Here is a 25,426-nt window from a genome sequence, read left to right on the forward strand (position 1 = left end):
TGACACTATTTCTTACATTTTAAGTGCTTTGTTACACATTCTTAACAGGGTGGGGTTAAACTGAATAGTGATAGATATTTAGGGTGTTACAATTTGTAAAATGATGAAAGTTGGAGTGAGAATTGGTGTGCTACAGAGCAGCAGGGTGTGTGCATTTTGATCGAGAGGTGGGAAAATGCTCGTATTAGCTTAGAACATCGAAAGGACGCATTCTTAACTTTCTCTAAAGAGGTGATTATGAAATTCGGTCTGATTTTTTTGTTGTCTGCCGTTGCTGGTTTACTATCTGGTGAGCATTTTCACTCCTTTCTTGTCGGCTTTGGAGTAGCCTCAATGGCGGTTGGAGCTGGTTACTGGCTCGCATTCCGTTGTTCGACGCGATATCCACAACTTGCATTATTGATGTTGCTGATGGGATTGATGGCCAAAATCGGTGTCACTATTGCCGGCGTCATGTGGGGGCTTGAATTAAACCTAATCAATTCGCCGTTTGTCTTCTCGCTATCATATTTGTTCTTCTCTGTCGTAGTGACTTATATGTATGCAAAATGGCGTGAATTCCAGATGTCACGTACCACGGCTACGCTAATTGCCAAAACAGCATAACGGGTTAGCATCTTGATAAAAACGGGCTTAATGCCCGTTTTTTTGTGTCTGGAATTTGCCTTGATTCGTACTATGCTGCGGGTGATGGAGTAAGGAAGTAAGGATGGCGGCATAGGTTCACTCAGGAGTTATTTTGGGGGGGTATCTATCAGCTAGATAATAACTTGCACTATGCCGCCAAGTACCTCTTGGGTACATGGCTATTTTTACGTTAAAATAGGAAGTCTAAAACAGAAGAAACAATATAAATAGGTTCCTCTTTTATGAGCGGTCAACGGCTAAAAGTTCAATTTCAGCGCTTGTACAACCATTTCTCTGGGCAAGATGCCGATACTAACCTCCAAGACATCGCAGAAGTCCTGTTTTGTACTCGGCGTAATGTTCGGATGGTTATCAATAAAATGGTCGACAAAGGCTGGATCGAGTGGGATCCTGCTGTCGGGCGTGGAAAGCAGTCGCGGCTAACTTTTTGTAGCACTGACAATGAATTGCAACTTATGCATGCTAGGAAGTTGGTGGCAGAAGGCAAGCTTGAACCTGCTCTCGAAGCACTTGAGCACAATGCTGACAAGCTAGCGCAGATTATCCAAGAGCAGCTTGGCCATACGACAGCACATGGTAAGCAGATCGTACGTTTACCTTATTATCGTGCCTTCAGTAACCTTAACCCGCTTCAACCGCTGCGCCGTTCCGAGCAGCATCTGGTAAGGCAGATCTTTAATGGCCTCACCCGTATAAACGAGGAAAAAGAGGAAGTAGAAGGGGACTTAGCCCATCATTGGGAGGTGCTGAACCCTCGACACTGGCGTTTTTATATCCGGCCTTCTGTAAGGTTCCATGATGGGCGGCTACTGAGTAGTGAAGATATTGTTGCTACCTTTAATCAGGTGAAACAGCATCGTCTGTTCAGCCATATCGAAGAAATTGAAGCGCCTTTTACCAATACCATTGATTTCTTCCTCTCAGAAGATGATCACCGATTCCCAGATTTGCTGACTAACCTAGTTGCCATGATCCAGCCTGCTGATGCGGATATGGATAACCCCAATGTATTATTTCCTGTTGGCACTGGCCCCTACAAAGTCATTCAAAACGACAATAAGCGATTTAAACTTGAAGCCTCCGATCACTATTTTGGATTCCGTGCTCTGATTGACGTGGTTGATATCTGGATGCTGTCTGAAGTTGCTTCATGTTACTTGCAACCTGCTACAGATGCCAGCCAGCTAGGGGGGGTAAGTGTATCTAGCCGGCTGAAATTAGACGAGGGGTGTAACTTCCTATTATTTAACCGTATCAGTGGGTTACCTGCCGATCCAAGCTGGCTTCAATACCTGCAAGGACGCTTGACCGCGTTGCATTTGTTGCAGCGTCTCAACAAAGATCAAATTGGTGATTTTCGCCTTACCAATGCCTACGGCATATTGCCCGGCTGGACCCATGTACCGCTGCACTCACAGCCTGTCTCAGTGCCCACGTCAAAACGTATTGTCACTATTGCTTTTGCCTGTCAGCATCCGGTTTATCCGCATGTCGCCAATGCCATAAAGGATATTTTGGCGGAAGATGGTATAAAGCTAAAAATGCTAGAACTAACAACAACAGAAATCGCACTAGGTAAGCACAGTAATAAAATTGATTTTTGGTTGGGTGGCATGAGCTTGATGAATTACCGAGATGATGCTTTGCTATCTTGGTTTTTTAATTTCGATCATATTGCCAGAGCGATGCCTAGTGATGAGTTTAATTTGCTCGAACAAGAGGTCATGAGGTGGCGAGCAGACCCTGATCAAGCCTCGCCATGCCAGCATATAGGGGCAAAGCTCGTTGAGTTTGGCCAGATTATGCCTCTGTTTCACAACTGGCTTGGTGTCGACGACACAGGTGCAGTTCAGGGAATGCAATCAAACTCAATGGGTTGGTTCGACTTTAAGTCTGTTTGGATGAAACCAGAGCATAACGATAAGGCATTCTGAGCCACTAGCCGTAGCTAAGTTCAAAGTTCATATTTCTACCATTTTTCATTCATCGTTTTGACATCCCTGCTGATTACAAAGTACCCATGTCGTGTTTTAACAAGAAGCGGTCAATTAAGCGGATTGTTATGTCATGACATGTTCATAACTAGCATGGAGAGTCACAATGTTTGAATTTGACCCGAATGATATTGAATTGAGAGACGAAGAACTTTGGGATGAAAATCAGGATGAAGTTGAATTTGATGACTGGTTTGACTCTGAAGATATTGATGATGACTATGAGTAAACCCAATTAAAGACACAGAACAGGTTATGCCTGTTCTGTGTCTTGTTCAAAAGTTAGGTTTGGTTTACAGACGCTTTTAATGCATCGTTTTGGTCACTGAACCATTGGTTGATAGGCCGCCACATGATATCAAACATGGATTTGTACCATGGTGCCTCTTCGACAGCCCCGGTCGCTAGCAACGGTTGCTCAGCAATGACTTCATCTTTGATATACCACACCACTTTGCCGACCTCTTGCCCTTCGCTGATAGGGGCTTCCAAGTTTTGGTAGACAATTTCGTATTCAACATTTTTCCTCTGGCGGCGGGGAATAGTGACTTTTCCCCCAGAGCCGATTTCAACATCAACCGTGGATGGGCTGCCGTACCAGACACGCAAAGGCAAAAGTTCATCCTTGCTGAAATTCGGCTCGATATCTTGATAGAAACGAAAGCCCCAGGTTAATAGCTTCTTGCTCTCAGAGCGGCGAACTGTTGCACTTTGGGTACCAAGCACAACAGCAATCAGCCGCTGACCATTTTGCTCTGCAGAGGAAACCAAGCTGTATCCAGCCTGCTTGGTGTAACCAGTTTTGACGCCATCGACATTGATGGTGGTATCCCATAGCAGCGCATTGCGGTTCCCTTGTTTGATTTTACCAAACGTAAATGATTTCTCTTTGAATAGCGGGTATATGTCGGGCAAGTCTGTTATCAGTGCCTTAGATAGCAATGCTATATCATAAGCAGTTGTTTGCTGGTCAGCAGAGTCCAGGCCATGTGGGTTGGTAAAGTATGTATCCTTCATTCCGACTTTTTCGGCGTAGCGGTTCATCATTTCGATGAAGGCAGATTGGTGCCCGGCAACATGTTCCGCGAGCGCAACTGTAGCATCATTGCCTGATGAGATAATGACCCCACGATTCAAATCATCGACCGATACCTGATCGCCCACATTTAAGAACATTTTTGACGAGCCAGGAAATTTTTTGCCCCACGCATTTTCACTTATTACCACCAAATCATCAGAGGCAATATGCCCTGATTTAAGCTCTTGCCCAACTACATAGCTGGTCATGATTTTTACTAGGCTAGCCGGGGCATGGGGGGCATTGATATTTTCACCCGCAATAACCTGTCCTGTGTCATAACTCATAAGAAGCCATGACTGAGCCGCAATTTCCGGCGGTGTAGGGTGGGTATCTGCCATGCTGACTGTTGAAGTCACTAGCGAAACCGCACCAAAGATCAGCGGTTGGTATAGGTGTCGAAAGGATGGAAGTATCATCGGAACAAACCCCGTGTCTGCTGTATTGTTGCACTTTTCATCATAGTAAATAATCCTAATGCAGGACTAACTTGATATTGAGTCTGTCATGAATAATCACATTGTCTCAATACTGATACAGCTTGGCGGGGTATTCCGATTGTTAGCTATTTTATTTTAATGCCGTTGTTGTATGACCGAACCATAAGAAAGGTTCTTGTCGCTGCAAAGGTGCATGAAACTGATATGGTCTTCAATCAATTGCCGACTATGCTCTTGCCAAATTGGCTGAGGATGCCGCTGACAAAACTCAAGCATATTGATGGTCATGCGTTCAAGTTTCTTGATCGCCCAGCGTTGTATTGCTTCGTCTTGATCTGGCGCTATGGCGAGCAACTGTACTTTACTGTAACTGAACTGCATGTAATGAAAAGCAAGATCATCCTCACCGCTACGTTGGTAGTAAAGACTCAATTGCTGGCAAAGCTCAAGCCAATGTGCGATGGCTTCATGCTGGCTTTCGGAAATAATGGAACCAAACATTAACCTCGGTGCATGATTGAGTATTTGAGCGCTGATTGTCGTGTCCCATTCTTTATGGGCGACTTCATTTTTTAGCTTTGTTAGCCAGCAATTGATTTCATTCACGCTACGGTTTCCTCCTTCCATTTAAGGGCAAAGTGATTCTTGCCAAGTTGGATAATTTCCTTAGACGGCATGATGCTGACAGAACGGATTTTATCAGCAGTCAAAGAATAGTTTGGTTCACTTTCAACTAGATTGGCAAAAGGAAGATCAGGATCTGGTACTGCTGAAATCAGCAGCCGGGTATAGGGATGGGTAGGGTTTTTAAGAATATCTTGAGTATCTCCCCATTCTACAATTCTGCCACGGTACATAACGGCGGTTTCTTCTTACTGCTTTAAAATCACCATTATCAGTGACATAGGTGACCTCGAGTTCTCTAACTTTCAATAGAGGGTCGGGGTGAAACGCCTGTTCCATGTTCTTTCCCTAATCTCTAAAACCAAATGAAAACTATTATCATTTATGTGTTTTGCAAAGGATATGTCGCTTTAAGTGCGATCGAGTTAGCAAAAAAAATGCTGTGTGTTGCATGCGATTGGTTCTAAAACTATGACGAACCCATTTGTGTTTAAGTATTGTTAATTGCATGTTGGTGCTATTGCTAACTTGTTGGATTGGTTCACGAAAATGTCTTAAAGGAATGTGTAGACTAATGCTAGGTAAATCACTCATGGAGTTGAGTAGCAATGAATCGGTTACGAGGAAGTATGTTGTGCGGGGGGAGCGCAGCAACCCTGATGGCATCAGGAAATGTTTTTGCGGCGGTACCAGGAACAGATCTTACCCAGTCGACAGTGGGGTACGCTTCATTAATTATTTTTGGCCTTGCATACTGTTTGGTCATGGGGGAAGAGTATCTTCAGTTAAGAAAATCGAAGCCAGTTTTGTTAGCTGCTGGCTTAATTTGGTTGATGATCGGTTTTGTCTTCCAACAACTAGGACAGATAGAATTGGCACAGTCAGCCCTGGAGCATAACTTACTGGAATATGCCGAACTGTTACTGTTCTTATTAGTCGCTATGACCTATATCAGTGCGATGGAAGAGCGGCGTCTTTTTGATTCATTGCAAGCATGGATGGTCAGTAAGGGGTTTAACTTCAGGAGCCTGTTTTGGCTGACTGGTTTCTTGTCCTTTGTTATTTCTCCTATCGCAGATAACCTGACGACAGCTCTGCTTATGTGTGCGGTTGTGATGAAAGTTGGCGGTAGCAACCTTCGCTTTATTAATATTGCTTGTATCAATATTGTCGTAGCAGCCAATGCTGGCGGGGCGTTCAGTCCTTTTGGCGATATTACGACCTTGATGGTTTGGCAGACTGGTCTCGTTAGCTTCATGCAGTTCCTCGATTTGTTTATTCCATCCCTGGTGAATTACCTGATCCCTGCGATCATCATGTCGTTCTTTGTGCCTAAGACGCGACCAAATACCACAAGCGAGTATGTCGAATTGAAACGTGGGGCAAGGCGCATTGTGTTCTTGTTCATTATGACTATCGCAACAGCGGTTGGCTTCCATGCCTGGGTTCATTTCCCACCGGTGATTGGCATGATGATGGGCTTGGCTTACTTGCAGTTCTTTGGTTTTTACCTTCGCAAAACCCTGCCGCGTTCGTTGGAAAAGAAAACCGCATTGGCAATCGCTAATAATGATGAAGAAGCCCTAAAGCGGATTGGCTCGGTAGTGCCTTTTGATGTGTTCAAACGGGTTTCACATGCCGAGTGGGATACCTTGTTATTCTTCTACGGGGTGGTGATGTGTGTGGGTGGCCTCAGCTTGTTGGGTTATTTGGGAGTGGTCTCTGAGATTATGTACACCCAATGGGATCCTGTCTGGGCCAATGTGATGGTAGGCATATTGTCAGCCATTGTAGATAATATTCCTGTCATGTTTGCAGTTTTGACAATGCAGCCAGAGCTCTCACTGGGTAACTGGTTGCTGGTAACGTTGACTGCTGGTGTTGGTGGTAGCTTGCTGTCGATTGGCTCTGCGGCTGGCGTAGCACTGATGGGGGCGGCTCATGGGAAATATACTTTCTTCGGTCATCTTAAATGGATGCCCGTTATTGCTTTGGGGTATATTGCTAGCATCCTTTGCCATCTATTTTTGAATAATCATTTATTCTAATACTGTATTGGAAGCAGGTTTTAAAAACGCATCTGGTTAAAAAAACACCTGTCAAATGACTGTGATATAAAGAAAGTGTGTAGAACATCACTAAAGAATAATGAAATGTAAGCCCAGCAAATGCTGGGCTTTTTTTTGGGTAATTGTCGTGCTTAACTAGAAGTATACCCAAGCCACCTCAATAAGGTTTGTACTTGAGGTTGATAAGCTGTATTAGTCATAGGATGGCGTATGAAAAATAAAGGATGTTTAATTTTTGGCGTAGTTGCGCTTTGTTCGGCCCCATCGGCCAGTGCTTTGGACTTGGATACTTTGTTCCGGGTTCCCAGTGTGAAGTTGGCCATTGCTAAATCGACCGGTAATGTTGATATCTCTCGTCAGGGGCAATTCAACAATATTCCATTTAATTCATCACATTCGGTTACCCCTGTTATCTCTCTCTTTCAAGCGCCGTATTTTTTCTCTGAATCAACGCGCTGGGGCTATCACACTGAAATGTCAGCAAGCTACTTTGATCTTGATTACGACGATGGTGATGATGATCAGTTTGTTGGCGGCGACTACAAAGGGTATTCCGTTGGGCTTACACCGGTATTGTTTTACCAGCTCGGTGATCGAAAACTCTGTTCATCGTGTAAAAGCTGGCGCTTTGAAATTGGTGCGGGTGTGCATTATCTCAATGCTGATGGAAAATTAAAGAATTCGGATAATACCCAGATAGGTTTTGACACTTCGGGGTTTGGCTTTAGTTCCCACCTCGGCACGGTAGTCAATTATAAGCAATGGGAGTTGGGCTTGAGGCTGGTTGTGCCAACAAGAATGGATGATGGCGATATTAAAGTTGAACACGGGCTATCATCAGTGAGTCTTGGCTACCGTTTCTAGTTTGAACTCGCTTGGTAGAGACATTAAGGCGCTTAACTCACAGTGAGTTAAGCGCCTTTATTATATTTGATTGGTTATTTCAAAGCGGCTTCCAACTCAATAAGGAAGGTATCGATATCCTCACTACTGATATCAAGGTGGGTGACGAGCCGCATCGGATTTCCTGGGGTGATAATGATATCTTTCGCTTTCAGCGCCTGTGCTAATTGTTGCTGGTCGATTGCTGGATCCACTTTGGTAAAGACAATGTTGGTTTGAACCACATCAGTATTGACGTTAAATCCCGGTAAGCGACTTAAGCCTTCAGCCAATTTCTTTGCATTGGCGTGATCTTCATCAAGGCGATCTACATGATCAGTCAGCGCTATTTTGGCTGCTGCGGCTAATATACCGGCTTGTCTCATGCCTCCGCCCAGCACTTTTCTCCAACGACGCACTCTGGCGATAAAAGCACTATCACCTAATACCAGCGACCCAATTGGTGCCCCCAAGCCTTTAGACAAACACACTGTCATAGAATCAAAATATTGGCTGATTTCTTTGATGTCCACATTCAGGGCTGTGGCAGCATTGTAAACTCGGGCTCCGTCCAAATGCAGCTTGAGGTTATGTTGGTCTACAAATTCTCGAGCTTCTGCCATGTAGGAAAGGGGCAAGACTTTTCCATTAATTGTGTTCTCGAGGCTTAGGAGGCGAGTACGGGCAAAGTGAGCGTCATCGGGTTTGATCGCTGCGCGCAATTTGGTAAAGGGAAGTGTGCCGTCTATTTCATTTTCAATCGGCTGCGGTTGGATTGAGCCAAGTACAGCTGCACCGCCACCTTCAAACATATAGTTATGGGCTTGTTGGCCGCATAGATATTCATCACCACGTTCGCAGTGAGCCATGAGCGACAGCAAATTAGCCTGGGTGCCAGAACTACAAAAGAGTGCACTTTCAAAACCATGACGCTCTGCCGCCCACTGCTCTAGATCATTGACGGTAGGATCATCACCGTACACATCATCCCCTACAGGTGCTGTCGCCATTGCATCTCTCATGGCCTGCGTAGGGCGGGTAATCGTGTCAGAACGAAAATCTATCATGGGTACTTCCTTGGTTTTGATGGTTGAATCTGGGCGTTATTTGCCTTTGGTATATGACTTTGCCAGAAACTGACCTTTGTGGATAGAAAACCATGCCATGATTTTTTTGAAATAGCGAAAATTTGATACCGAGCAAAAAAACGATTGAATATTTGTTATCTTTTCGTGAATTTTAATTAGATGGTTTTTGTTTTAACTAGACTTATTACTGAAAGCAGACTGGGGCGCTGCATGCAGCGTTGATCAGCGGGCTACTCTGGTAAGTTCGCTGTCGCGGGAGAATCATGGCGTAAGTCAGATAGGAGGCTGTCATATGTTGGCTGAGCATAGACATTTCATTTTACCTGGAGAATCAAATCTACATGCTGAGGTTACTGTAAGTCCTGTAGGAGAGCTTGAGGTGGATATTGTAGAGCAGAATAGCCATTTGAGTGGTGAGTTTGACCAGCTCTATTTCTATTCTAAAGGTAAAAAAACAGAACTTGTTTGTAAAAGTCAGCTTCAAAAGGATGATGTGCAGTGGCAATTGCCTTTGTCGAGTGATGATGCACGAGAACTTGCCAAGCTCATAGAGCTTGCTGAAGAGGAATATGAAATTTTAATGCGGGATCTGTAACGTCTAGATCTATGACATATTGGTTCTGCACCTGTGTGAAGAGTTCTTTTATCCTGCCTAAACAGCAGGATTTTTTTATTTATTGTCACTTAACAGTGCCGTTATTTTATCAATGATATGTAGATAGCGCTTGGGTAAAGGCTTATGTAGCTTTCTGATTAAATAGAGGTCTTGGCGGACGATATTGGGTAGCGCTAAGGTTTTGATTTTCTCTTGATAGCTAAAGTGATTAACGGCTTTTTCTGGAAGTACCGTGAACCCGAGTCCTTTAGAGACTGGCAGCAAGATTTGATTGAGCTGGTTGATGTACCCCGTCTGTTTGATTTTGTTGAAATCAAAATGGCTGTCGCTGTAATTGGCGTTGTGAACCTGTTGTAGGTAGTGCTTACCGTCAGGGTGGTTGATAAAGCCGGCTGAATAGAGCGATGTCATGTCCAGTTTATCGTCAGGGTAGGTCGCTGGCACAACGACGCATAATGCTTCCTGGCCAATTTGTGTATGCTCGAAATACTGATCTTCAACAGCATGCGTAATAATGCCGATATCAAATTGACTATTTTTGATCCCTTCAAGAATCTTTTGGTTCGGTGCCGACTCTAAGTGGATACTCATTGCCGGGTGTTCTTGTTGGTGGGCGAGAAAATGAGGGTACAAAAACATGGCTAAGGAGCCTGAACAGGCCAGATGACACGCTCCGCTATATGGGTCATCAGCCAAAAGCTGTCCCAATAGTTGCTTCTCTTCTTCCTGCCGTCTTAACCCGTACTGGTAAAGGTGTTGGCCTGCGGGGGTTAACTCAAACCGTTTGCCGATACGTTTGATCAACGGTGTGCCGGCTTGCTCTTCCAGCTTCTTAATATGCTGGCTGACACCTGGTTGGGTCATAAACAGCTTTTCTGCGGTTTGAGTGAAGTGGCCAACTTCCACCAAGGTGATAAAAGTATGTAGCCATTGGTTATTTAGCATCGAAGATAAAGGACTGTTTAGACAACATGAAGCGATTAGTACCATTTGCCTAGCTATAACGTCAAGCGGATACCCAAAGGTATCCGCTTTCTACGATATATATGTTTTGTGCTTAAAAGTGCTTTTTACCCATCTGGTATACAGAGCACACATCATTGTGATCATCGAGCAAAGTAATGTTGGCTTTGTAGCCTGGAGAGAGCTGGCCGTACTGATCGGCAATTCCAGCCGCTTTAGCAGGGTAGAGGTTGGCCATTCGAAGCGCTTCCTCTCGGCTAAGGCCAACATGATTTATTAAGTTTTTTACACCTTGAATCATTGTAATGGCTGCACCGGCAATCGTTCCGTCAGCGTAATGGCATTTGCCATCGGTGACATACGCAGTGGTGCCGGCCATGTCATATTCGGTCATATCCGTGCCGGCAGGGGCAACAGCATCAGTCACCATAAATAGTTTTTCGCCAAGTAATTGGTGAGCAATGCGAACAGAGGCGTAAGAAGAGTGGATGCCATCCACAATGATGCCGGCATGGGGTTTTTTATCGAAAATATAACCCACGGTGCCAGGCTCTCTGGAGCCCAGAGGTGTCATTGCATTGTATAAATGCGTCGCCATTTTCAGGTTCTTTTTGGCTGATAGCTGCTGGTAACTAGCGTTAGTATGACCCAGAGATACTGTAATACCCGCATCGTTGAGTATATCGATAACAGCTTGGGATGTATTTTCCGGTGCTAGGGTCACCACAGAAATGTGGTTTGCATTATCTGCTAGGTATTGCGCTGTTAGCTCATCCAAGATTCGAATGTGGCTTTCATTATGGGCCCCTTTTTTTTCTTTGCTAATAAATGGCCCTTCTAGGTGCAGACCGATGATACCTTCGCTCTCATGGTTTTGAATTGTAGAAACTAGCTCTACGGCTTGGCACATGGTTTCTTGCCTGCTAGTAATGAGTGTCGGCAGGTATTGGGTGGTGCCGTTCTGAATGTTAGTCGCATTCATGGTGTCAAGTGTTTGCTTTGAGAGATCGACATTTAGCATTACGCCGCCGCAACCATTGAGCTGTAGGTCAATGAACCCCGCGGTTGCTGTCAGGCCCTGCCCATCATGGACTGTTGCTGGTAGGCTACTGCCTTCCATCGGAACGATGGCCTCAATGGTATCGCCGTTAACAATAATTGCATGGTTTTCGAGGGTGTCTCGACCGTTAAAAACATTGATATTTGTGATAGCGTACATAGGCGTCCCATCTTTCGAAGCGTTATAGAATAAGTGAATGCTTTACCCTACGATTAAGCAAATCTGTGTGATACAAGTTAACTTATTTTCTTTTAAAAAATAAGTTAGAGTAATACTTCTCGCTTGTCAATCCTGTAATGGCTATTAATGTCAGCTTATGCTCCGTAATATTTTGTTTTCGTAATCAATTGTTTGATTTATCCTTGTGGCGCATTCACAGGAGGGCATATGTCGCCTAAAACGATTTTTGCCAGCGTTGCATTGGTTATTGCGCTGGGTTCACTAGAAAAAAGCATTGTTACGACGCCGTTGCCGATCATTGGTGAGGAGTTGGGAGCCGGACAAGCCCTGACCTGGGTGGTGACGGCCTACCTATTGGCAGCAACCGCTGTATTGCCAGTGTATGGCAAATTGAGTGATATTTTTGGCAGGGTAAAGATGCTCAATGTCAGTGTCGCATTATTCCTGTTGGGCTCGGTCGCTTGTGCTATAGCCCAAGACTTACCGACCCTAGTAGGGGCGAGGGTATTACAAGGGATTGGCGGTGGTGGCTTGATTGCCCTTGCATTCACGGTTATTGCTGATTGTATTCCTGCGCGTGAAGTCGGTAAGTACCAGGGGTACATATCTGCGGTATATGCCGCATCGAGTATTGCTGGCCCATTGCTTGGCGGCTACTTTGCCGAACACTTGAGTTGGCGTTGGGTATTTTGGATCAATCTACCGCTAGGCGCTTTGGCGTTGTGGATGATTAATACTAACCTCAAGCACCTCAGTAAAGGGCGCGATAGCCGTTTTGACTGGGCTGGAGCCGGTTTATTGATGACAATTACCACGCTCTTGCTGTTGTTGATGTCACCGGATATCGCGTTCAGCAAAGTGGGTTTGATCCTCGCGACTATTGTCGCAACCATGATGTTTATTATTGTCGAGAAGCGAGTTACTGATCCGATTCTCCCTGCTAGGCTGTTTGAGCTTCCTGGTTATCTCATCAGTGTTTTGCTCATCATGTGTTCGCAGCTCCTGATGTTTGCTGTGCTGGTGTATCTACCGCTACAGATGCAATGGCAGCATGGCATGACCGCCTCGGCTAGTGGCCTTATCATGATGGTCTTTATGATGAGTATTACCAGTGGGGCATATCTAGGGGGCAAACGAATCGCCAAAACGGGTTACTATAAATCACTGGTTGTGCTCGGTTTTGCGATGTCCGTTGTCGCCGTTTTCCTCCTATATCAAGGCTTGCTGATGACTGTAGCCCTTGCGTTTGCTGGTTTGGGGCTTGGGCTGACATTACCAAGCTTGAATGTTGTTGTGCAGAATGTATTACCTCCCCAGGATAGGGGGATCGGGCTTTCCATGTTTGGCTATGGCCGTGAGTTTGGCGGTGCGATAGGTGTTGCGTTTTGTGCGGCGCTCTTTCATATCAAAGTGCCTGTACTGGTGGGGGAAGGAAGTGCAGACGGCCTTGCACAGTTCGATCCCGTCGCGTTGGGGCAGGGCTTCACAGTAACCTACGGCGGCTTGGTTATTGTTGCAGTGGTATCTTTGGTTGTGGCACTTTTGTGCTTGAAGGTGCAGCCGTTATCGACGGATGTGGCTAAGCCCAAGCGGTCTTATAAACCCGAGCAATAGAGAGCATATCTAGCTCCGCACAATCGACTCAATGAAAAGCTCTGTTTAAATCTAAGTTACCTTGAAGTCGCTTGGATTTAAACAGGGCTTTTTTGTGGACAAATTATTGCTGTCAGGCACAATACGCCGCCTTAGTTTTTAATATCGTCACGGTGTGTGGCGACGAGGTGAGTCATGGCATGGTATGAGTGGCCGTTTATTCTTTCTAGTGTGTTAACCCAATTAGCCATTGGTGCATTTATTGTACAAGGCCTAGCACTGTTTACGGGCAAGCTGTGTTTTGGCCAAGCAGATAGGCTGCATAGGGCTATGCCTGTTTTATGGCTAATGCTTTTTTGTGCACTCATGTTGCGGGAACTCAATTTGATGCTTTCTAAAACTGACGATGGTTATCAGATAGGGTACGAGGCACTTCTTGCTATAACATTTTTTGCCTCTGCGTTAATGTATTGGTTTGCAGAAAAAGCGCTAGTTGGCTCAGATGCTTTTCGTAAGTGTTGCCTGGCACTCGCTGTTGCCGTAGGTGCAGGCTACTTGTTCAATGGCTTGATGATGCGCAGTGAGCAATGGCTTGTTGCTTCACATTTCTTGGCGACTACGCTGTGTGGGGGGACGCTGCTAGCACATGCATGTCTAATTAGAGCAAAACACAAAGTTGAAGAATTGAATTCGATATTGCCCCGAGTAGGCGCAGCTATCGCTATTGTTTGCTTGCTGACCGGTTTGGCGCAACTCGGAGAGCTGGCGAGCCAAATTGAAGCAGAGGGGACAATCATGCCTTTCGTTGCTCAGGTCGTGAGCCTCGGGCTGTTATTGGCTGCTGTGGGCGTTTGGTATATGCCTATTATGACCAAGAGCAAGCCTGTGATGAGTGTAATGACTTTTGCATTAGCCTTGAGCGTACTTTCATCATACTTTGCGGGTGTTGGTTATTAGGCATACTCTCATTTAGCCCCCAACAAAAAACCGCGATGCTAAGGTTTTAGCATCGCGGTTTTTTGTATGAGTAAGTCTCAAGTGACTATTTTACAACGCCTAGGATTTCCCTAAAACGGTCACCTTCGGCCACTTCCTGGAGTTCGAAAATTAGCATTTCGGCTGTTGTTAACGACGCACCAAATTGCTGCATCTTTTGCAGGGCAACTTGTTTATTCGTTGGGTTGCGTGACGACACAGCATCGGCAACAACCTCTACATGATAGTCCGCTTCAAGTAGTTGGCGAACTGTTTGGTAAACACAAATATGAGCTTCGATACCGACTACAATTACGTTCTTGCAGCCTGATGCAGCCAATGCTTCGACAAATTTAGGCTCTCGATAACAGCTGAAGCTATTTTTTGCGATTGGGGTGTGACCATGCAAGTGATCAGAGATTTGCGGAATGGTTGGGCCTAGCTTGTGAGGAATTTGCTCTACCCAAATAATCGGGATATCCAGAATTTTGGCACCTTTAACAACCGTTTCTAGGCTTTTGAAAAGGGTTTCTTTGCCGTCCATGATTTGAGCCAGCTTTCCCTGGACATCAACTATTACTAGCGCAGTATCGTTTGTTGTAAGCATATGAATATCCACTCATTAGTTAAGCTACTACCATATAGGAATTTGAGGGCGATTAAAAATAGCCTGTTCGCAATTTGGTTATTCGCGTTGCTTAAATCCCGAGTATTCAATACCAGCAAGTTGCGCCATTTCTCGATTCCAGGTTGCTAAATCATCTTGGTTGAACTGGTTAAGGTGATGATGGCCACAGGCTCGCGCCATCACCTGCATTAATTCGCAAGATGCCGTTAAAAAGTTAGATAGCTTACCTGCAGCGATATTGGGGTCGAGCTTCTTGCGCAGCTCTGGGTTTTGCGTGGCAATCCCTGCGGGGCAGTTATTGGTATTGCAGATCCTAGCTCCCACACAACCTATGGCTTGCATAGCGCTATTGGCCAGCGCAATGCCATCAGCCCCTAAGGCCATAGCTTTGATGAAATCAGTTGGCGTGCGCAAGCCGCCAGTAATAATTAATGTCACTTCCCCCGTCATACCTTGCTTATCGAGGAAGTATCTTGCTCTTGCTAGAGCCGGTATGGTGGGAACACTAATATGATCCCTGAAAATTTCAGGTGCGGCACCGGTTCCTCCGCCACGGCCATCGAGGATGATGTAGTCAGCACCTGCCTCGAGAGCAAAACCCATGTCTCGCTCAATATGGTTGGCGCTGAGTTTGAATCCAATAGGGATCCCTCCAGTGATCACCCGGACATTTTCAGCAAAAGCAGCGAAGTCGCGTGGTGTTTTCAGATCTTTGAAGGTGGGGGGAGAAATGGCATCTGTACCCTCTTGTAGGCAGCGGGTCTTGGCAATTTTACCGGTATTTTTAATTGCTGGAAGGTGGCCCCCTGTACCGGTTTTTGCACCTTGTCCTCCTTTGAAATGGAAGGCTTGGACTTTTTTCAATAAGCCTTCGTGGTAACCAAACATAGCGCTGGCCAGCTCGTAGAAGTACCGGCTGTTGGCTTGCTGCTCTTCTGCTAGCATACCTCCTTCCCCTGAGCAGATACCGGTACCAACCATTTCTGCGCCCATGGCAAGTGCTGTTTTAGCTTCCTCGGAAAGGGCACCGAAACTCATGTCAGAAACAAACAAAGGCATGCTAAGCACAAGTGGCTTTTTCGCTTTAGGCCCAATAACCAATTCCGTTCCTACCTTGGCATCTTCCATCAGCGGCTTTTTAGCCATCTGGGCCACCATGATTTGTATATCATTCCAATCAGGGAGTTGGTAACGGGGGACTCCCATGGCAGTCATGGCACCGTGGTGACCAAGGTTACTGAGCCCCTCTCGGGCTAACTGGTGGATGAACTCAACGGTGGGCTCTTCTTTTGTTGCCTTGGCGGTTGGGAGCGCATCTTGGCTTGCTGTCACTCCCGGACCTTCATTGCCAACATCCTCTTGGCTAAATTGCTTGTGTGTACCGTCGCAAAATGGCGCATTCGCAGTATGTTTGCAGGCACAAAGAAAGGCATCGCCATCTTGCTCGGCTTTGAAGCTCTTTGGCTTGAAGTCGGTCGTTTGGTGCGAGCCATCACAAAAAGGTTGTTTGGTCGAACGCCCGCAGGTGCAGAAGTAGTAGGTTTGCCCTTTTTCTAACTGAACTTTGACGGGTTTGTTATTTGCAATGACAGGCTTACTCATTAATCGCTCCACAAGAACAGCCAAAAAGTATGCTCAAAGTATGGAAGAGGATGCGCATGTTTGCACGATTGTCGTTGCTAGGGTAAACGAAGGGATCGTTAGACGATTGATAGCGAAATTGAATGATTTTTGCTAATTCAGAAAAGACAATTTAATCTTTTGTAACGGTCAGCTACTTTACAGCGGACCTAATTCACGGAACAATGCAGATGTTTACGTTTAAAAGACTTTGTAAAATACTATGACGGAAAAGAAAGCTAGCCCTCTTAACGATTTGATTTTTAATGTCATCGTGCCTTCAGTTGTATTGATGAAGCTCAGTGGTGATGAATACCTAGGCTCTGTTGGCGCTTTGGTAGTTGCCTTGGCTTTTCCGGTTGTGCTGGGTGGCTACGAGCTCATTAAGTACAAAAAATTCAACTTTATATCTTTGTTAGGTTTTATCAGTGTACTCCTGACTGGTGGTATCGGCCTATTGCAGCTTGACCCGAAATGGTTAGCAGTCAAAGAGGCATTGATCCCTGGCTTGATTGGTATCGGTGTATTTGCGTCGACCTTCACCAAGTACCCAGTTGTTAGCAAGATGCTGTTTAACGACACGGTATTGAACCTTCCCCTCATAAACGAAAAGTTGAACGAGTTCGGGCGCAAGCGTGATTTTGACCGTCGCTTGCTAACATCGAATTACCTGTTCGCCGGTACTTTCGTATTCTCATCAGCAATGAACTACATCCTGGCTAAAATGATTGTCACTAGCCCTGCTGGCTCTCAGGCATTCAATGAAGAATTGGGACGCCTAACGCTGGTGAGTTACCCTGCGATTGCGATTCCTTCCATGATAATGATGATGGGTATTTTCTTTTATATGTGGCGTCAGATCCGTCAGATGACCCAGCTTGAAACTGCCGAAATATTGAAAGCTGAGCAGTAACAGCACGCTCTGCAATCAAAGCCAGCATCATTGCTGGCTTTTTTTATGTCTTCTGAAAAGCAGAGTTGGTTGAAAAGCGATAGACGTGTATAGTTCACGCCAAAAGCTCTTGCCTATTCGGTAGATGCAAGAGCAAGCGATATTGAATAATGCTGTTATAGCAGCATAGAAAAATGAGGTACTCCATGGCTCGCACTGCACATGCACTACACATTCTGGTGAAACATAAAGAACTGGCAGAGGATCTTCTTCAGCAATTGAAGAAGGGTGCAAAATTCCAGACGTTGGCAAAGAAGCATTCCACATGCCCGTCAGGCAAAAAAGGTGGTGACTTGGGTGAGTTCCGTAAAGGCCAGATGGTGCCGCAGTTTGATAAAGCGGTTTTCTCCAACAAAGCGATAAGCACCAGTGAAGCACTGAAATTGAAGAACCCAGAGTTACGTGGGTTGATCCCAGAAGTCGTAAAGACCAAGTTTGGCTGGCATATTATCAAAGTGCTTTACACTGTTTGATAAGTCACTCACTTTGAATGAAGGCGCCTTGTGCGCCTTTTTTAGGCTTGTTATTTCAGCATTGCTTGTTTATATCTTCCTGCTAGTTATCTGTTCGGGCAGGAAAGGGGATGATTGTTGTGTCATCTTCTCGGGTATCGGACCAACAGAGGATAGCTGAATAGTAGTAGCGAACGAGAGCGATCCACAATGCAATGCTAATGCAGCCCAGCAAAACCAACATGCCAACCATCTGGTTTTGACCTGAGATCATGAGTAAGAGAGCAACAAGGATGCCAATGGTAAGAAGCCCGAGCATTGGCTTGAAAGTTAATTCAAAGAATGTTCTCAAGTGATAAAAAAACAGAAATAGCGCTTTTTTCACTACCATAAAGCTGCCCCCAATCCCTGTACTCTTGTAGGTTTATTTTACATATTATTTACATTCAATCGCGATCGCAATAACCGTTCTATTGGTTTAGTGACTGTTTTCTTGTAGCACCGGCACGTTTTCCGTTTTGCTTCTGTAGACAAGAAGTGGGTCAGGGCATTTTTGATCTAAAAGGCTGAGTGCTTGTTCCTCCATGGTGATGTCTTTCGCTATGTCAGGGTATCGCTGGCGGTAAGACTCCAGACACAGCTTTGAAGCACTAATGAGTTCCATTATGAGGTTTTGGGAGTGGGTTATGCCAGCAAGATCCTTGGCGTCTTGGGCTACAAGCAACAAATCGAGCTCTTTTTCAACTTGCTGGTGAGGTGCCTCTAAACACAGGCAAATTTCATCGGTGATAGAATCTAGTTGATCAACTGCTGAAGTATTAAATGAGAGGAAGCCAAAAAGATACAACATATTAATATTGTTTAGCATACAGCCTCCTCGCAACCGGATTGTGTAAGTATATACGCAGGTGCAGGATGCGGTAGGTTATCCTCTCATTCTAGGGGCTAAGGGCATATTGAAGGGTTGTCAAACTTAATGGGTAAGGCTGAACACTTGGTTCCCTCAATTAATTTATTGAAGACATCATCATCGCTCTTTTGCTTAATGAACCAGTGAAAGCCGTACCCTTCAGAGAGCCACAATTGAAGACGTGGCTGGCGGTATAGCAAGTAGCTTGTGTACTCATCGACATTGACATTGAAATCATTAGTTTCAAGTTCACGCTGAGTGAATGGCTTGATGCCAAACTGTTTTTGGTCTTCAGGACTAAGCGCCCAGTAGTGGTATTCAGGAAAACTATCAACGGATATTAAGAAGGGCATTTTGCTGTTCTCATTCATCGTAGCTCTCCCGCCTCGGAAGGTATAAGCGATGAACTGAGTATGATCAGCGGTTGGACGATAATTAATTGTGTTGAAATACCAACTCCCGTCATCAACTAAATTAGCGAAATGATGTGAAAGAGTTGCTGTAAAAGCACCGTTTTCCAGGAAAATATTATAGGACTTAACCCCAGTCTGGATGGAGGTATTGTCCTTCAGTACATCCATTGAAGCGAGTGGCGGCACCTTCGGTAGATAGTTTCCAAGAAGATCCCATATTGCAGTCAGTTCAGAGTGATGGAAGTTAATTGCATGGGCGGTGTTGATATCGCAGCCATCCGGTGTCTTATCACAGAGTGCAATAGAAAATTCATTATCTAGCTTGTGAATAAACATAAGCTTATTGTTGAGGTTGCCGGGGGTGATGAAGGTGTCATTAGCTTGGAGGAGGTAGTCGAAGTCATCCTGCCACAAAGACAAAAAGATAATTGTATTATTTTTATCATCATTAATGAGTTTGTACTTATAATTGGCAACCCAACCATTGGAAAGAAACCAAAATAAAGGGATACATACAACTAATAACAACAGGCTAAGCAGGTGTGTGTGATTTTTTGCTTTGGCTTTGTGAGCGTGTTTTGTAGAGGTTATACCGACACTGATTTCAACTGGTGTCACAAATTTTCTTATAGTTATTTTATATCCTAAGCGTGGGACAAGCTGGATATATTGACCTATTTCTTCTTCCTGAAGCTTAATCCTAAGCGTACGGATCGTTTGAAAAAGTGATGTTTCAGATACGCCTTCCCGTGCCCAACCGGCTGTTATTAAATCTTTTTTACTGACCATATCCGGTGTTCTGCTAACGAGCTGGAACAGCACTTCTTTTTCAGCTCGATTTAGCAGTATTTGACCAGCTTGACTGAATAATGATTTTTTTTGGCAGTCAAAGAAAAAGTTATCAGAAATCTGTGCTACGTGGTTAGAATCATTAACTTTCTTGGACATTTAATGTGCTCAGTATCATATGTGTTAGTTAAATCGGGGCTGAATTATTCAACAGGGAAATATAAGTATCTATTTAATTTGACAATTTTGCCATACTTCGAAATTCACAACCATATATAGGGCATTTTTTTACTCCGGATTTGAACAAAAATTTATGGTTAGAGACAGTTTTAATATCAAAAAAAAGAGAATTGTATAGTTTTTGCGACGGTCGTGCAGTTCATACTTTTGGACTCCCAAGGCTATCTACACTCATAACTATAAGCCACATCGCAGTTTGTAGATAAATAAGTGGCGTGAAATTGGGGGCTATATGATTGCGTCAGTTGTAAGGGGAAAATCCTGCCTGCCCGTGATCTGTATCATTGGTTTTGTAGCGGCTAATAATGCTTTTGGCTCGGATTTATTTGATGGGTCATTGAAGAAAAAGCTTACTGCAGAAGTTGATACGGCGATGGCAGAACTCAAAGGCATGGCTAGCCATGTCCGGGGTGATAAAGTCGATAAAAAATATCGGTCTATAAACAACCATGCTAATTCTGCCGGATTAAGGCATGCGTCACATGGGCACCGTATCTCATCATCTTATGTGCCATTGTATAGCAATGATCCCCTTTCAGTTTATACACCGCCAGGCTTACCAGAAAAAGCCTTGGCAGATAGCGGAGTATTCGGAGACGGTTATCACTCCCAAGTTGCCGGCTATATTCGAGTAGATAATACCGTGCTTGCCGATAATGCATCATTTAGCAAATCGGCAGAGCAGGAGCAAAGTGGTTACTCGTTAACCCTAGGTGGGGATTATTTATATCAAAACCAATATTTATTCGGGTTAACGTTGGGTTTACCGTTCTATAAACCTTTGTCAGAAGGCAGTGATACCGAAATTGATGGCTTAATGGCTTCTGGGTATTTCACCTACTTCCAAGATGCATGGTTTATAGACTTTAACGCCAGTTATGCGGTGATGGACACCGATATAGAGCGGCAGGTGACTTTGTACACCGACCCTGTTGTTAATAATGCGAGTGAAGCAGACTCAGATATATGGGTGTTCTCGTTGGGTACTGGTTATATTTTTGAATATAACTACTTAAATATTGCTCTGGAAAGCAGCTTACAATATACCTTGTCGGATACTGATCGGTACGAGGAGCGATTGTCGCTGAGCAATTCTAGTTATCTATTCTCAAAGATCGAAGATGTTGATGCGCTTGAGTCAACCATGTTGATCACAGGTATGAGCATATCGCATCCATTCAGGACTCCTTTCGGTGTGTTCCAGCCTTATGCGAAGGGGTATTTACATTATGATATCGCCAGCAGTAAGGAGCGTATCATCTCTCAGCTCAAATCCAACTATTCTGGCAGTATCTTACCTATTGTGATTGAGTCTGATGATGATGTTTATGGGCGTGTGCATTTAGGTATTTCAGGCGCACTCAGCAAGGACTGGTATGGTTATGCTGAAGCAAGTCAACTGGTATGGCATGACGACTTATCGGCTTATACCATCTCTGTGGGACTGAGTATGGCGCTGGATTAATGTGAATGTCGACATCTAAAGATTATCTGCCCGGCTAAGCCGGGCTTTGTTTTATGGGCACGATTGGACGATATTTATTCTTTATATTTCTGTCGGTTAGTGTGACACACCTTCCGTGAGGAATGTCCTATTCTGTACACACCACAAATTTTGGTAGACCGACTACAAATGGTGACCTCCAGCCAATAATGCTATGAACTGTTGTTAATAATCTACTTTTTAGTGCTTTCGATCACAGTATGCAGAGCGTAAAATTCAGTATTGTTCCCGCCATAATTAAAACTCAAATTTTATACTTCCCCCCATAAAATTATGAGTATAAAGGGAAAAATCTCGTGAACTTTAAATTATCAACGGTTGCCAAGGCCGTTATTCCACTGTGTTCTGCATTTGTTATTGTTGGTTGTAACAGCTCATCGTCGTCAGATGATGGTAAGTTTGATACGACCAATCCACCTGCTATTGATATTGAACTACCTGAAACGGATGGCCCAGCGGCTTATCTTCCTGAAAGTGGCTCGGTAGAAGAGCCAATTACAGCCGGAAATGATGAAGCCGTTATCTATATGGTTGCGAGAAATGGTGCTGCTAAATCATCAGCCAACTTCAGCGGTTATAGCCTTCATGTATGGAACGATGATACTTGTGATCGTGCTGGGTTAGTTAATGGTGACTGGAGTAATAAATCAATCGTCCCTGCAGGTGAGGATGAGTACGGACCATATTGGAAGTTACCACTACAAAGCGGAAGTAAAGATTGTATTAACTTTATCATTCGTGATGACAACTTAAGTAACCTTTCCGGTAGCGACGCAAAACTAGACTTCAACGAGATCAAAGATAGGACTGCGTCGTATGTTAAAGGTAGCAATGTCGCTTATGACGATCGTGGCGATGCTTATGTATTGTTATTTGGTGTGTCTAATGCCGAAGCACATTTGGTTGAAGGGCATACGTTAATCTGGGAGGGAGCGGAGTCAGCAGACGAGGTTCGACTCTACGTTCAGTTGGAAGGCGGTTTTGGCCCAAACAGCGAAAATCAATATGACGCCGAATACATCGTATTGGAACCAACAGTATTAAGTGCTGATGTAAAAGCGAAGTTCCCTCACCTTGCTGATAAAACAGCATACTCGATCGACAGTGCGATAGATATGCGCCCGGTTATCAAGGCAGAATTAGCTGCCCTTGCTGTTGATGAAGAGGGCCTTGTTCAAAGCGGAACAAAAGTTCAGCCAGCAGGGGCTTTTGATCAGCTATTTGCAACAGCAGCAGCCAATGTTGAATTAGGTGCGGTTATAGAGGGCAGCTCAACGAAATTCAACGTGTGGGCACCATCAGCGCAGAATGTCGTAGCCGTTCTCTTTGACAATGACAAAGAAGAACTGGGTCGCCTTCAGATGGATTACGATGAAACCTCAGGCGTATGGTCTTTAGATACGGATAAGGCACCAAATGGTACTTACTTCCGGTATTTGGTCGATGTATTCCATCCGGTTTCAGGAAAAGTTGAAAGTTATCAGGTCACTGATCCGTATTCATTGAGCCTGTCGATGAACTCTGAGTTCAGCCAGGTGATTGATCTTGATGATCCTGCACTTAAACCTCAGGGCTGGGACGATCTTCAGCGCCCAATAGATCAGTCAAATCCTTCGCAATTCGTGATTTATGAATCGCATGTCCGTGATTTCTCTGCGCAAGATGAATCCACAGCGGCAAGTGCACGTGGTAAGTTTGTTGCCTTTACGCAATCGGACTCTGTCCCGGTTAAACACCTAAAATCATTGAGTGAAAATGGTGTTACTCACTTACATCTATTGCCTATTTTCGATATTGCCACTATCAATGAAAACCCGAATGAAGCTGCAAATATCGAAGAGCCGTTTAGCAAACTCTGCGACGTCAACCCGGCAGTGAAAAACTCTGACTTTGCCAAATACTGTACATCAGGTATGACAATTGCCGAAGCACTTGCCGAGGTGAAGCAGGGTGATACCAAGGACAACCCAGTCGTACAGGAACTGAACCGTTTTGTTTCAGATGTCGATGGCTTTAACTGGGGCTATGACCCATTCCATTACACCGTGCCGGAAGGCTCTTACTCAACCAATCCAGATGGGCCGCAACGGATAAAAGAACTGCGTGAAGCAGTGTTGTCAATTAAACAAGATATTGGCATGAACGTAGTAATGGATGTGGTCTACAACCATACCAACTCAGCAGGACCTGAAGCCCGTACTTCTGTGCTCGATAAACTTGTTCCTTGGTATTACCAGCGCTTGAATCCAACAACGGGTACCGTTGAAAACTCTACCTGTTGTTCAAATACGGCACCGGAGCGAGCCATGTTCGAGAAGATGATCAGTGATTCGCTGGTGGTTTGGTCTCGTGATTACAAGATTGACTCATTCCGTTTCGACTTGATGGGGCACCATCCTCTGGATCAAATGCAGCGTTCGTTGCTTGAAGTCCAGAAGGTTGATCCGAATACCTACTTCTATGGTGAAGGTTGGAACTTCGGTGAAGTAGAGAATGACGCCTTGTTTGTCCAAGCAACCCAGCCGAACCTGGGCGGAACAGGTATCGGTAGTTTCTCTGATCGCTTGCGTGATGCGGTGCGGGGCGGCAGCCCGTTTGACAGCAAAGAGGGCATTCGCAAAACCCAAGGCTTTGGTAATGGTGCCTATGTTCAGCCTAATGAGAGCAGTGATGTAACGAAAGAAACAGCACTGCATTATGCCGACCTTACCCGTCTTGGCATGGCTGGCAACCTGAAAGACTTTGAGATGATTGATTCGACAGGAGAAAAGATCACCGGTGAAGACCTCGATTACAACGGTGCACCTGCTGGTTATGCGGTTGATCCAACAGAGATCCAAAACTACGTCTCTAAACACGATAACCAAACGCTGTGGGACAACAACCAATACAAGATTGGTTACGCTGTGACGACTGGAGAACGTGTTCGTATGCAGGCTGTTTCGCTTGCTACCGCAATGCTAGGTCAAGGTATGCCATTTACCCACATGGGATCTGAACTATTGCGTTCTAAGTCTATGCAGCGTGACTCCTATGATTCAGGGGATTGGTATAACTTGGTTGACTTCACCCTTAATGATAACAACTGGGATAAAGGTTTACCGCGTAAGGATAAAGATGGCGACAACTACGAACTTATCGAAGAGGTGATCAATTCAGCAGGGCTCAATGCGAAGCCAGATCACGACGATATGGCCAATATGGTTGAGTACTTCAAAGAGTTGGCATTGCTTCGTAAGTCGTATCCACTAATCTCGTTGGGCAAGGGTGAAGAAGTTAAGCAACGCGTTGATTTCCACAATACGGGCAGTGATCAAACACCTGGCTTAATCGTTATGTCTATTGATAACGGTACAACTTCAGGTGCTGATTTGGATAGTAAAGTTGATGGCCTAGTCATTGTGATTAACGCTTCACCGACTGAGCAAGAAATCGATGTGGAAGATGCGAATGGTGTGAAAAAGGAACTAACCCTAAGCCCTTACCACACGTCTGATTTAACCTCAGGTGTTACAGATGGCGCAACAGCTAAGGTACCCGCCTGGACGTCTGTTGTGTTTGAAATCCAACGTGAGGGCGCTAACCGTGGCGCAGGTATCCCGGTAACAGAAAAATAATCAATATTTATTATTGAGCCTAAAGCCCTCTATGTAGAGGGCTTTTTTATGGAGCCCGTATTGAGAGCCTGTCAATTGCAAAGATAAACAG

22 protein-coding genes and 1 pseudogene are annotated in these 25,426 nt (G+C 44.8%); 12 read left to right on the top strand and 11 right to left on the bottom strand.

Annotated elements, in window-relative coordinates:
* Positions 1–237: 237 nt before the first annotated feature.
* The 3 genes from ACXAGQ_RS17420 to ACXAGQ_RS17430 all read left to right on the top strand — a co-directional run bounded on the left by ACXAGQ_RS17420 (position 238) and on the right by ACXAGQ_RS17430 (position 2,871).
* The gene (locus ACXAGQ_RS17420) at positions 238–606 is read left to right on the top strand and encodes an NADH:ubiquinone oxidoreductase (protein WP_475255510.1); all 369 of its coding nucleotides are present in this window, start codon (positions 238–240) and stop codon (positions 604–606) included.
* A gap of 263 nt (positions 607–869) precedes the next feature.
* A complete protein-coding gene (locus ACXAGQ_RS17425) occupies positions 870–2,582 on the top strand; it encodes an SgrR family transcriptional regulator (RefSeq protein ID WP_475255511.1) in 1,713 nt (570 codons plus the stop codon).
* A 166-nt stretch (positions 2,583–2,748) separates the two neighbouring features.
* Complete coding sequence (locus ACXAGQ_RS17430; protein ID WP_475255513.1) at positions 2,749–2,871, top strand: hypothetical protein; 123 nt, start codon at positions 2,749–2,751, stop codon at positions 2,869–2,871.
* Between the two features lie 53 nt (positions 2,872–2,924).
* Here the strand turns inward: ACXAGQ_RS17430 and ACXAGQ_RS17435 are convergent, their stop codons facing one another.
* The 3 genes and pseudogenes from ACXAGQ_RS17435 to ACXAGQ_RS17445 form a co-directional block, all read right to left on the bottom strand.
* Complete coding sequence (locus ACXAGQ_RS17435; RefSeq protein ID WP_475255514.1) at positions 2,925–4,139, bottom strand: serine hydrolase; 1,215 nt, start codon at positions 4,137–4,139, stop codon at positions 2,925–2,927.
* A gap of 156 nt (positions 4,140–4,295) precedes the next feature.
* On the bottom strand, positions 4,296–4,766 hold the full coding sequence (locus ACXAGQ_RS17440) for a hypothetical protein (protein WP_475255515.1): 471 nt from the start codon (positions 4,764–4,766) through the stop codon (positions 4,296–4,298).
* Positions 4,763–5,032 (bottom strand): annotated as a pseudogene (locus tag ACXAGQ_RS17445) (ABC transporter ATP-binding protein); the annotation flags it as partial. The pseudogene ACXAGQ_RS17445 and the gene ACXAGQ_RS17440, both read right to left, overlap by 4 nt.
* Positions 5,033–5,443: 411 nt before the next feature.
* On the opposite strand from ACXAGQ_RS17445, the gene nhaD reads away from it, so the two are divergent.
* Positions 5,444–6,832, top strand: coding sequence for a sodium:proton antiporter NhaD (nhaD, locus tag ACXAGQ_RS17450; protein WP_475256615.1), 1,389 nt, complete (start codon positions 5,444–5,446; stop codon positions 6,830–6,832).
* Positions 6,833–7,063: 231 nt separating this feature from the next.
* Entirely contained in the window at positions 7,064–7,717 is a 654-nt protein-coding gene (locus ACXAGQ_RS17455) for a hypothetical protein (RefSeq protein ID WP_475255517.1), read from the top strand.
* A 74-nt stretch (positions 7,718–7,791) separates the two neighbouring features.
* Here the strand turns inward: ACXAGQ_RS17455 and ltaE are convergent, their stop codons facing one another.
* Positions 7,792–8,802, bottom strand: coding sequence for a low-specificity L-threonine aldolase (gene ltaE / locus ACXAGQ_RS17460; protein ID WP_475255518.1), 1,011 nt, complete (start codon positions 8,800–8,802; stop codon positions 7,792–7,794).
* A 313-nt stretch (positions 8,803–9,115) separates the two neighbouring features.
* On the opposite strand from ltaE, the gene ACXAGQ_RS17465 reads away from it, so the two are divergent.
* Positions 9,116–9,418, top strand: coding sequence for a hypothetical protein (locus ACXAGQ_RS17465; protein ID WP_475255520.1), 303 nt, complete (start codon positions 9,116–9,118; stop codon positions 9,416–9,418).
* Positions 9,419–9,493: 75 nt separating this feature from the next.
* On the opposite strand, the gene ACXAGQ_RS17470 is transcribed toward ACXAGQ_RS17465, so the two are convergent.
* Positions 9,494–10,384 (bottom strand): LysR family transcriptional regulator, encoded by an 891-nt coding sequence (locus ACXAGQ_RS17470; protein ID WP_475255521.1) that lies wholly within the window; start codon positions 10,382–10,384, stop codon positions 9,494–9,496.
* A 112-nt stretch (positions 10,385–10,496) separates the two neighbouring features.
* Complete coding sequence (gene nagA / locus ACXAGQ_RS17475; protein WP_475255522.1) at positions 10,497–11,621, bottom strand: N-acetylglucosamine-6-phosphate deacetylase; 1,125 nt, start codon at positions 11,619–11,621, stop codon at positions 10,497–10,499.
* 228 nt (positions 11,622–11,849) lie between these two features.
* Between nagA and ACXAGQ_RS17480 the strand changes: the two genes are divergently transcribed.
* Together ACXAGQ_RS17480 and ACXAGQ_RS17485 are read left to right on the top strand one after the other, a co-directional pair.
* A complete protein-coding gene (locus ACXAGQ_RS17480; RefSeq protein WP_475255524.1) occupies positions 11,850–13,256 on the top strand; it encodes an MDR family MFS transporter in 1,407 nt (468 codons plus the stop codon).
* 174 nt (positions 13,257–13,430) lie between these two features.
* Positions 13,431–14,192 carry a DmsC/YnfH family molybdoenzyme membrane anchor subunit gene (locus ACXAGQ_RS17485; RefSeq protein WP_475255526.1) on the top strand — a complete coding sequence of 254 codons (762 nt, stop codon included), beginning with the start codon at positions 13,431–13,433 and terminating at the stop codon, positions 14,190–14,192.
* Between the two features lie 85 nt (positions 14,193–14,277).
* On the opposite strand, the gene ACXAGQ_RS17490 is transcribed toward ACXAGQ_RS17485, so the two are convergent.
* Both ACXAGQ_RS17490 and ACXAGQ_RS17495 read right to left on the bottom strand, forming a co-directional pair.
* The gene (locus ACXAGQ_RS17490) at positions 14,278–14,817 is read right to left on the bottom strand and encodes a hydrolase (protein WP_475255528.1); all 540 of its coding nucleotides are present in this window, start codon (positions 14,815–14,817) and stop codon (positions 14,278–14,280) included.
* Positions 14,818–14,895: 78 nt separating this feature from the next.
* Positions 14,896–16,440 carry a glutamate synthase-related protein gene (locus tag ACXAGQ_RS17495; RefSeq protein ID WP_475255530.1) on the bottom strand — a complete coding sequence of 515 codons (1,545 nt, stop codon included), beginning with the start codon at positions 16,438–16,440 and terminating at the stop codon, positions 14,896–14,898.
* 241 nt (positions 16,441–16,681) lie between these two features.
* Here ACXAGQ_RS17495 and ACXAGQ_RS17500 point away from each other — a divergent pair, with 241 nt between their 5' ends.
* Both ACXAGQ_RS17500 and ACXAGQ_RS17505 read left to right on the top strand, forming a co-directional pair.
* The gene (locus ACXAGQ_RS17500) at positions 16,682–17,371 is read left to right on the top strand and encodes a VC0807 family protein (RefSeq protein ID WP_475255531.1); all 690 of its coding nucleotides are present in this window, start codon (positions 16,682–16,684) and stop codon (positions 17,369–17,371) included.
* Positions 17,372–17,556: 185 nt separating this feature from the next.
* Complete coding sequence (locus ACXAGQ_RS17505) at positions 17,557–17,883, top strand: peptidylprolyl isomerase (protein WP_475255533.1); 327 nt, start codon at positions 17,557–17,559, stop codon at positions 17,881–17,883.
* An 82-nt stretch (positions 17,884–17,965) separates the two neighbouring features.
* Here the strand turns inward: ACXAGQ_RS17505 and ACXAGQ_RS17510 are convergent, their stop codons facing one another.
* The 3 genes from ACXAGQ_RS17510 to ACXAGQ_RS17520 all read right to left on the bottom strand — a co-directional run bounded on the left by ACXAGQ_RS17510 (position 17,966) and on the right by ACXAGQ_RS17520 (position 20,133).
* Positions 17,966–18,253, bottom strand: a complete 288-nt coding sequence (locus ACXAGQ_RS17510) for a hypothetical protein (protein ID WP_475255534.1) — start codon at positions 18,251–18,253, stop codon at positions 17,966–17,968.
* 87 nt (positions 18,254–18,340) lie between these two features.
* Complete coding sequence (locus ACXAGQ_RS17515; RefSeq protein ID WP_475255536.1) at positions 18,341–18,730, bottom strand: hypothetical protein; 390 nt, start codon at positions 18,728–18,730, stop codon at positions 18,341–18,343.
* Positions 18,731–18,807: 77 nt separating this feature from the next.
* Positions 18,808–20,133: a winged helix-turn-helix domain-containing protein gene (locus tag ACXAGQ_RS17520; RefSeq protein ID WP_475255537.1), complete on the bottom strand. Its 1,326-nt coding sequence runs from the start codon at positions 20,131–20,133 to the stop codon at positions 18,808–18,810.
* Positions 20,134–20,446: 313 nt separating this feature from the next.
* Here ACXAGQ_RS17520 and ACXAGQ_RS17525 point away from each other — a divergent pair, with 313 nt between their 5' ends.
* Positions 20,447–21,679, top strand: coding sequence for an autotransporter domain-containing protein (locus ACXAGQ_RS17525; RefSeq protein ID WP_475255539.1), 1,233 nt, complete (start codon positions 20,447–20,449; stop codon positions 21,677–21,679).
* Positions 21,680–22,014: 335 nt separating this feature from the next.
* On the top strand, positions 22,015–25,335 hold the full coding sequence (gene pulA, locus ACXAGQ_RS17530) for a pullulanase-type alpha-1,6-glucosidase (RefSeq protein ID WP_475255541.1): 3,321 nt from the start codon (positions 22,015–22,017) through the stop codon (positions 25,333–25,335).
* The last annotated feature ends 91 nt before the right edge of the window (positions 25,336–25,426 follow it).

This window comes from Photobacterium sp. ABD4_091 (assembly GCF_056160145.1).

Excerpts from the sequence above, each read along its gene's own strand:
- ACXAGQ_RS17420 (WP_475255510.1), top strand. The coding sequence starts at position 238 with ATGAAATTCGGTCTGATTTTTTTGTTGTCTGCCGTTGCTGGTTTACTA.
- ACXAGQ_RS17425 (WP_475255511.1), top strand. The coding sequence starts at position 870 with ATGAGCGGTCAACGGCTAAAAGTTCAATTTCAGCGCTTGTACAACCAT.
- ACXAGQ_RS17430 (WP_475255513.1), top strand. The coding sequence starts at position 2,749 with ATGTTTGAATTTGACCCGAATGATATTGAATTGAGAGACGAAGAACTT.
- ACXAGQ_RS17435 (WP_475255514.1), bottom strand. The coding sequence starts at position 4,139 with ATGATACTTCCATCCTTTCGACACCTATACCAACCGCTGATCTTTGGT.
- nhaD (WP_475256615.1), top strand. The coding sequence starts at position 5,444 with ATGGCATCAGGAAATGTTTTTGCGGCGGTACCAGGAACAGATCTTACC.
- ACXAGQ_RS17455 (WP_475255517.1), top strand. The coding sequence starts at position 7,064 with ATGAAAAATAAAGGATGTTTAATTTTTGGCGTAGTTGCGCTTTGTTCG.
- ltaE (WP_475255518.1), bottom strand. The coding sequence starts at position 8,802 with ATGATAGATTTTCGTTCTGACACGATTACCCGCCCTACGCAGGCCATG.
- ACXAGQ_RS17465 (WP_475255520.1), top strand. The coding sequence starts at position 9,116 with ATGTTGGCTGAGCATAGACATTTCATTTTACCTGGAGAATCAAATCTA.
- ACXAGQ_RS17470 (WP_475255521.1), bottom strand. The coding sequence starts at position 10,384 with ATGCTAAATAACCAATGGCTACATACTTTTATCACCTTGGTGGAAGTT.
- nagA (WP_475255522.1), bottom strand. The coding sequence starts at position 11,621 with ATGTACGCTATCACAAATATCAATGTTTTTAACGGTCGAGACACCCTC.
- ACXAGQ_RS17480 (WP_475255524.1), top strand. The coding sequence starts at position 11,850 with ATGTCGCCTAAAACGATTTTTGCCAGCGTTGCATTGGTTATTGCGCTG.
- ACXAGQ_RS17485 (WP_475255526.1), top strand. The coding sequence starts at position 13,431 with ATGGCATGGTATGAGTGGCCGTTTATTCTTTCTAGTGTGTTAACCCAA.
- ACXAGQ_RS17490 (WP_475255528.1), bottom strand. The coding sequence starts at position 14,817 with ATGCTTACAACAAACGATACTGCGCTAGTAATAGTTGATGTCCAGGGA.
- ACXAGQ_RS17495 (WP_475255530.1), bottom strand. The coding sequence starts at position 16,440 with ATGAGTAAGCCTGTCATTGCAAATAACAAACCCGTCAAAGTTCAGTTA.
- ACXAGQ_RS17500 (WP_475255531.1), top strand. The coding sequence starts at position 16,682 with ATGACGGAAAAGAAAGCTAGCCCTCTTAACGATTTGATTTTTAATGTC.
- ACXAGQ_RS17505 (WP_475255533.1), top strand. The coding sequence starts at position 17,557 with ATGGCTCGCACTGCACATGCACTACACATTCTGGTGAAACATAAAGAA.
- ACXAGQ_RS17510 (WP_475255534.1), bottom strand. The coding sequence starts at position 18,253 with ATGGTAGTGAAAAAAGCGCTATTTCTGTTTTTTTATCACTTGAGAACA.
- ACXAGQ_RS17515 (WP_475255536.1), bottom strand. The coding sequence starts at position 18,730 with ATGCTAAACAATATTAATATGTTGTATCTTTTTGGCTTCCTCTCATTT.
- ACXAGQ_RS17520 (WP_475255537.1), bottom strand. The coding sequence starts at position 20,133 with ATGTCCAAGAAAGTTAATGATTCTAACCACGTAGCACAGATTTCTGAT.
- ACXAGQ_RS17525 (WP_475255539.1), top strand. The coding sequence starts at position 20,447 with ATGATTGCGTCAGTTGTAAGGGGAAAATCCTGCCTGCCCGTGATCTGT.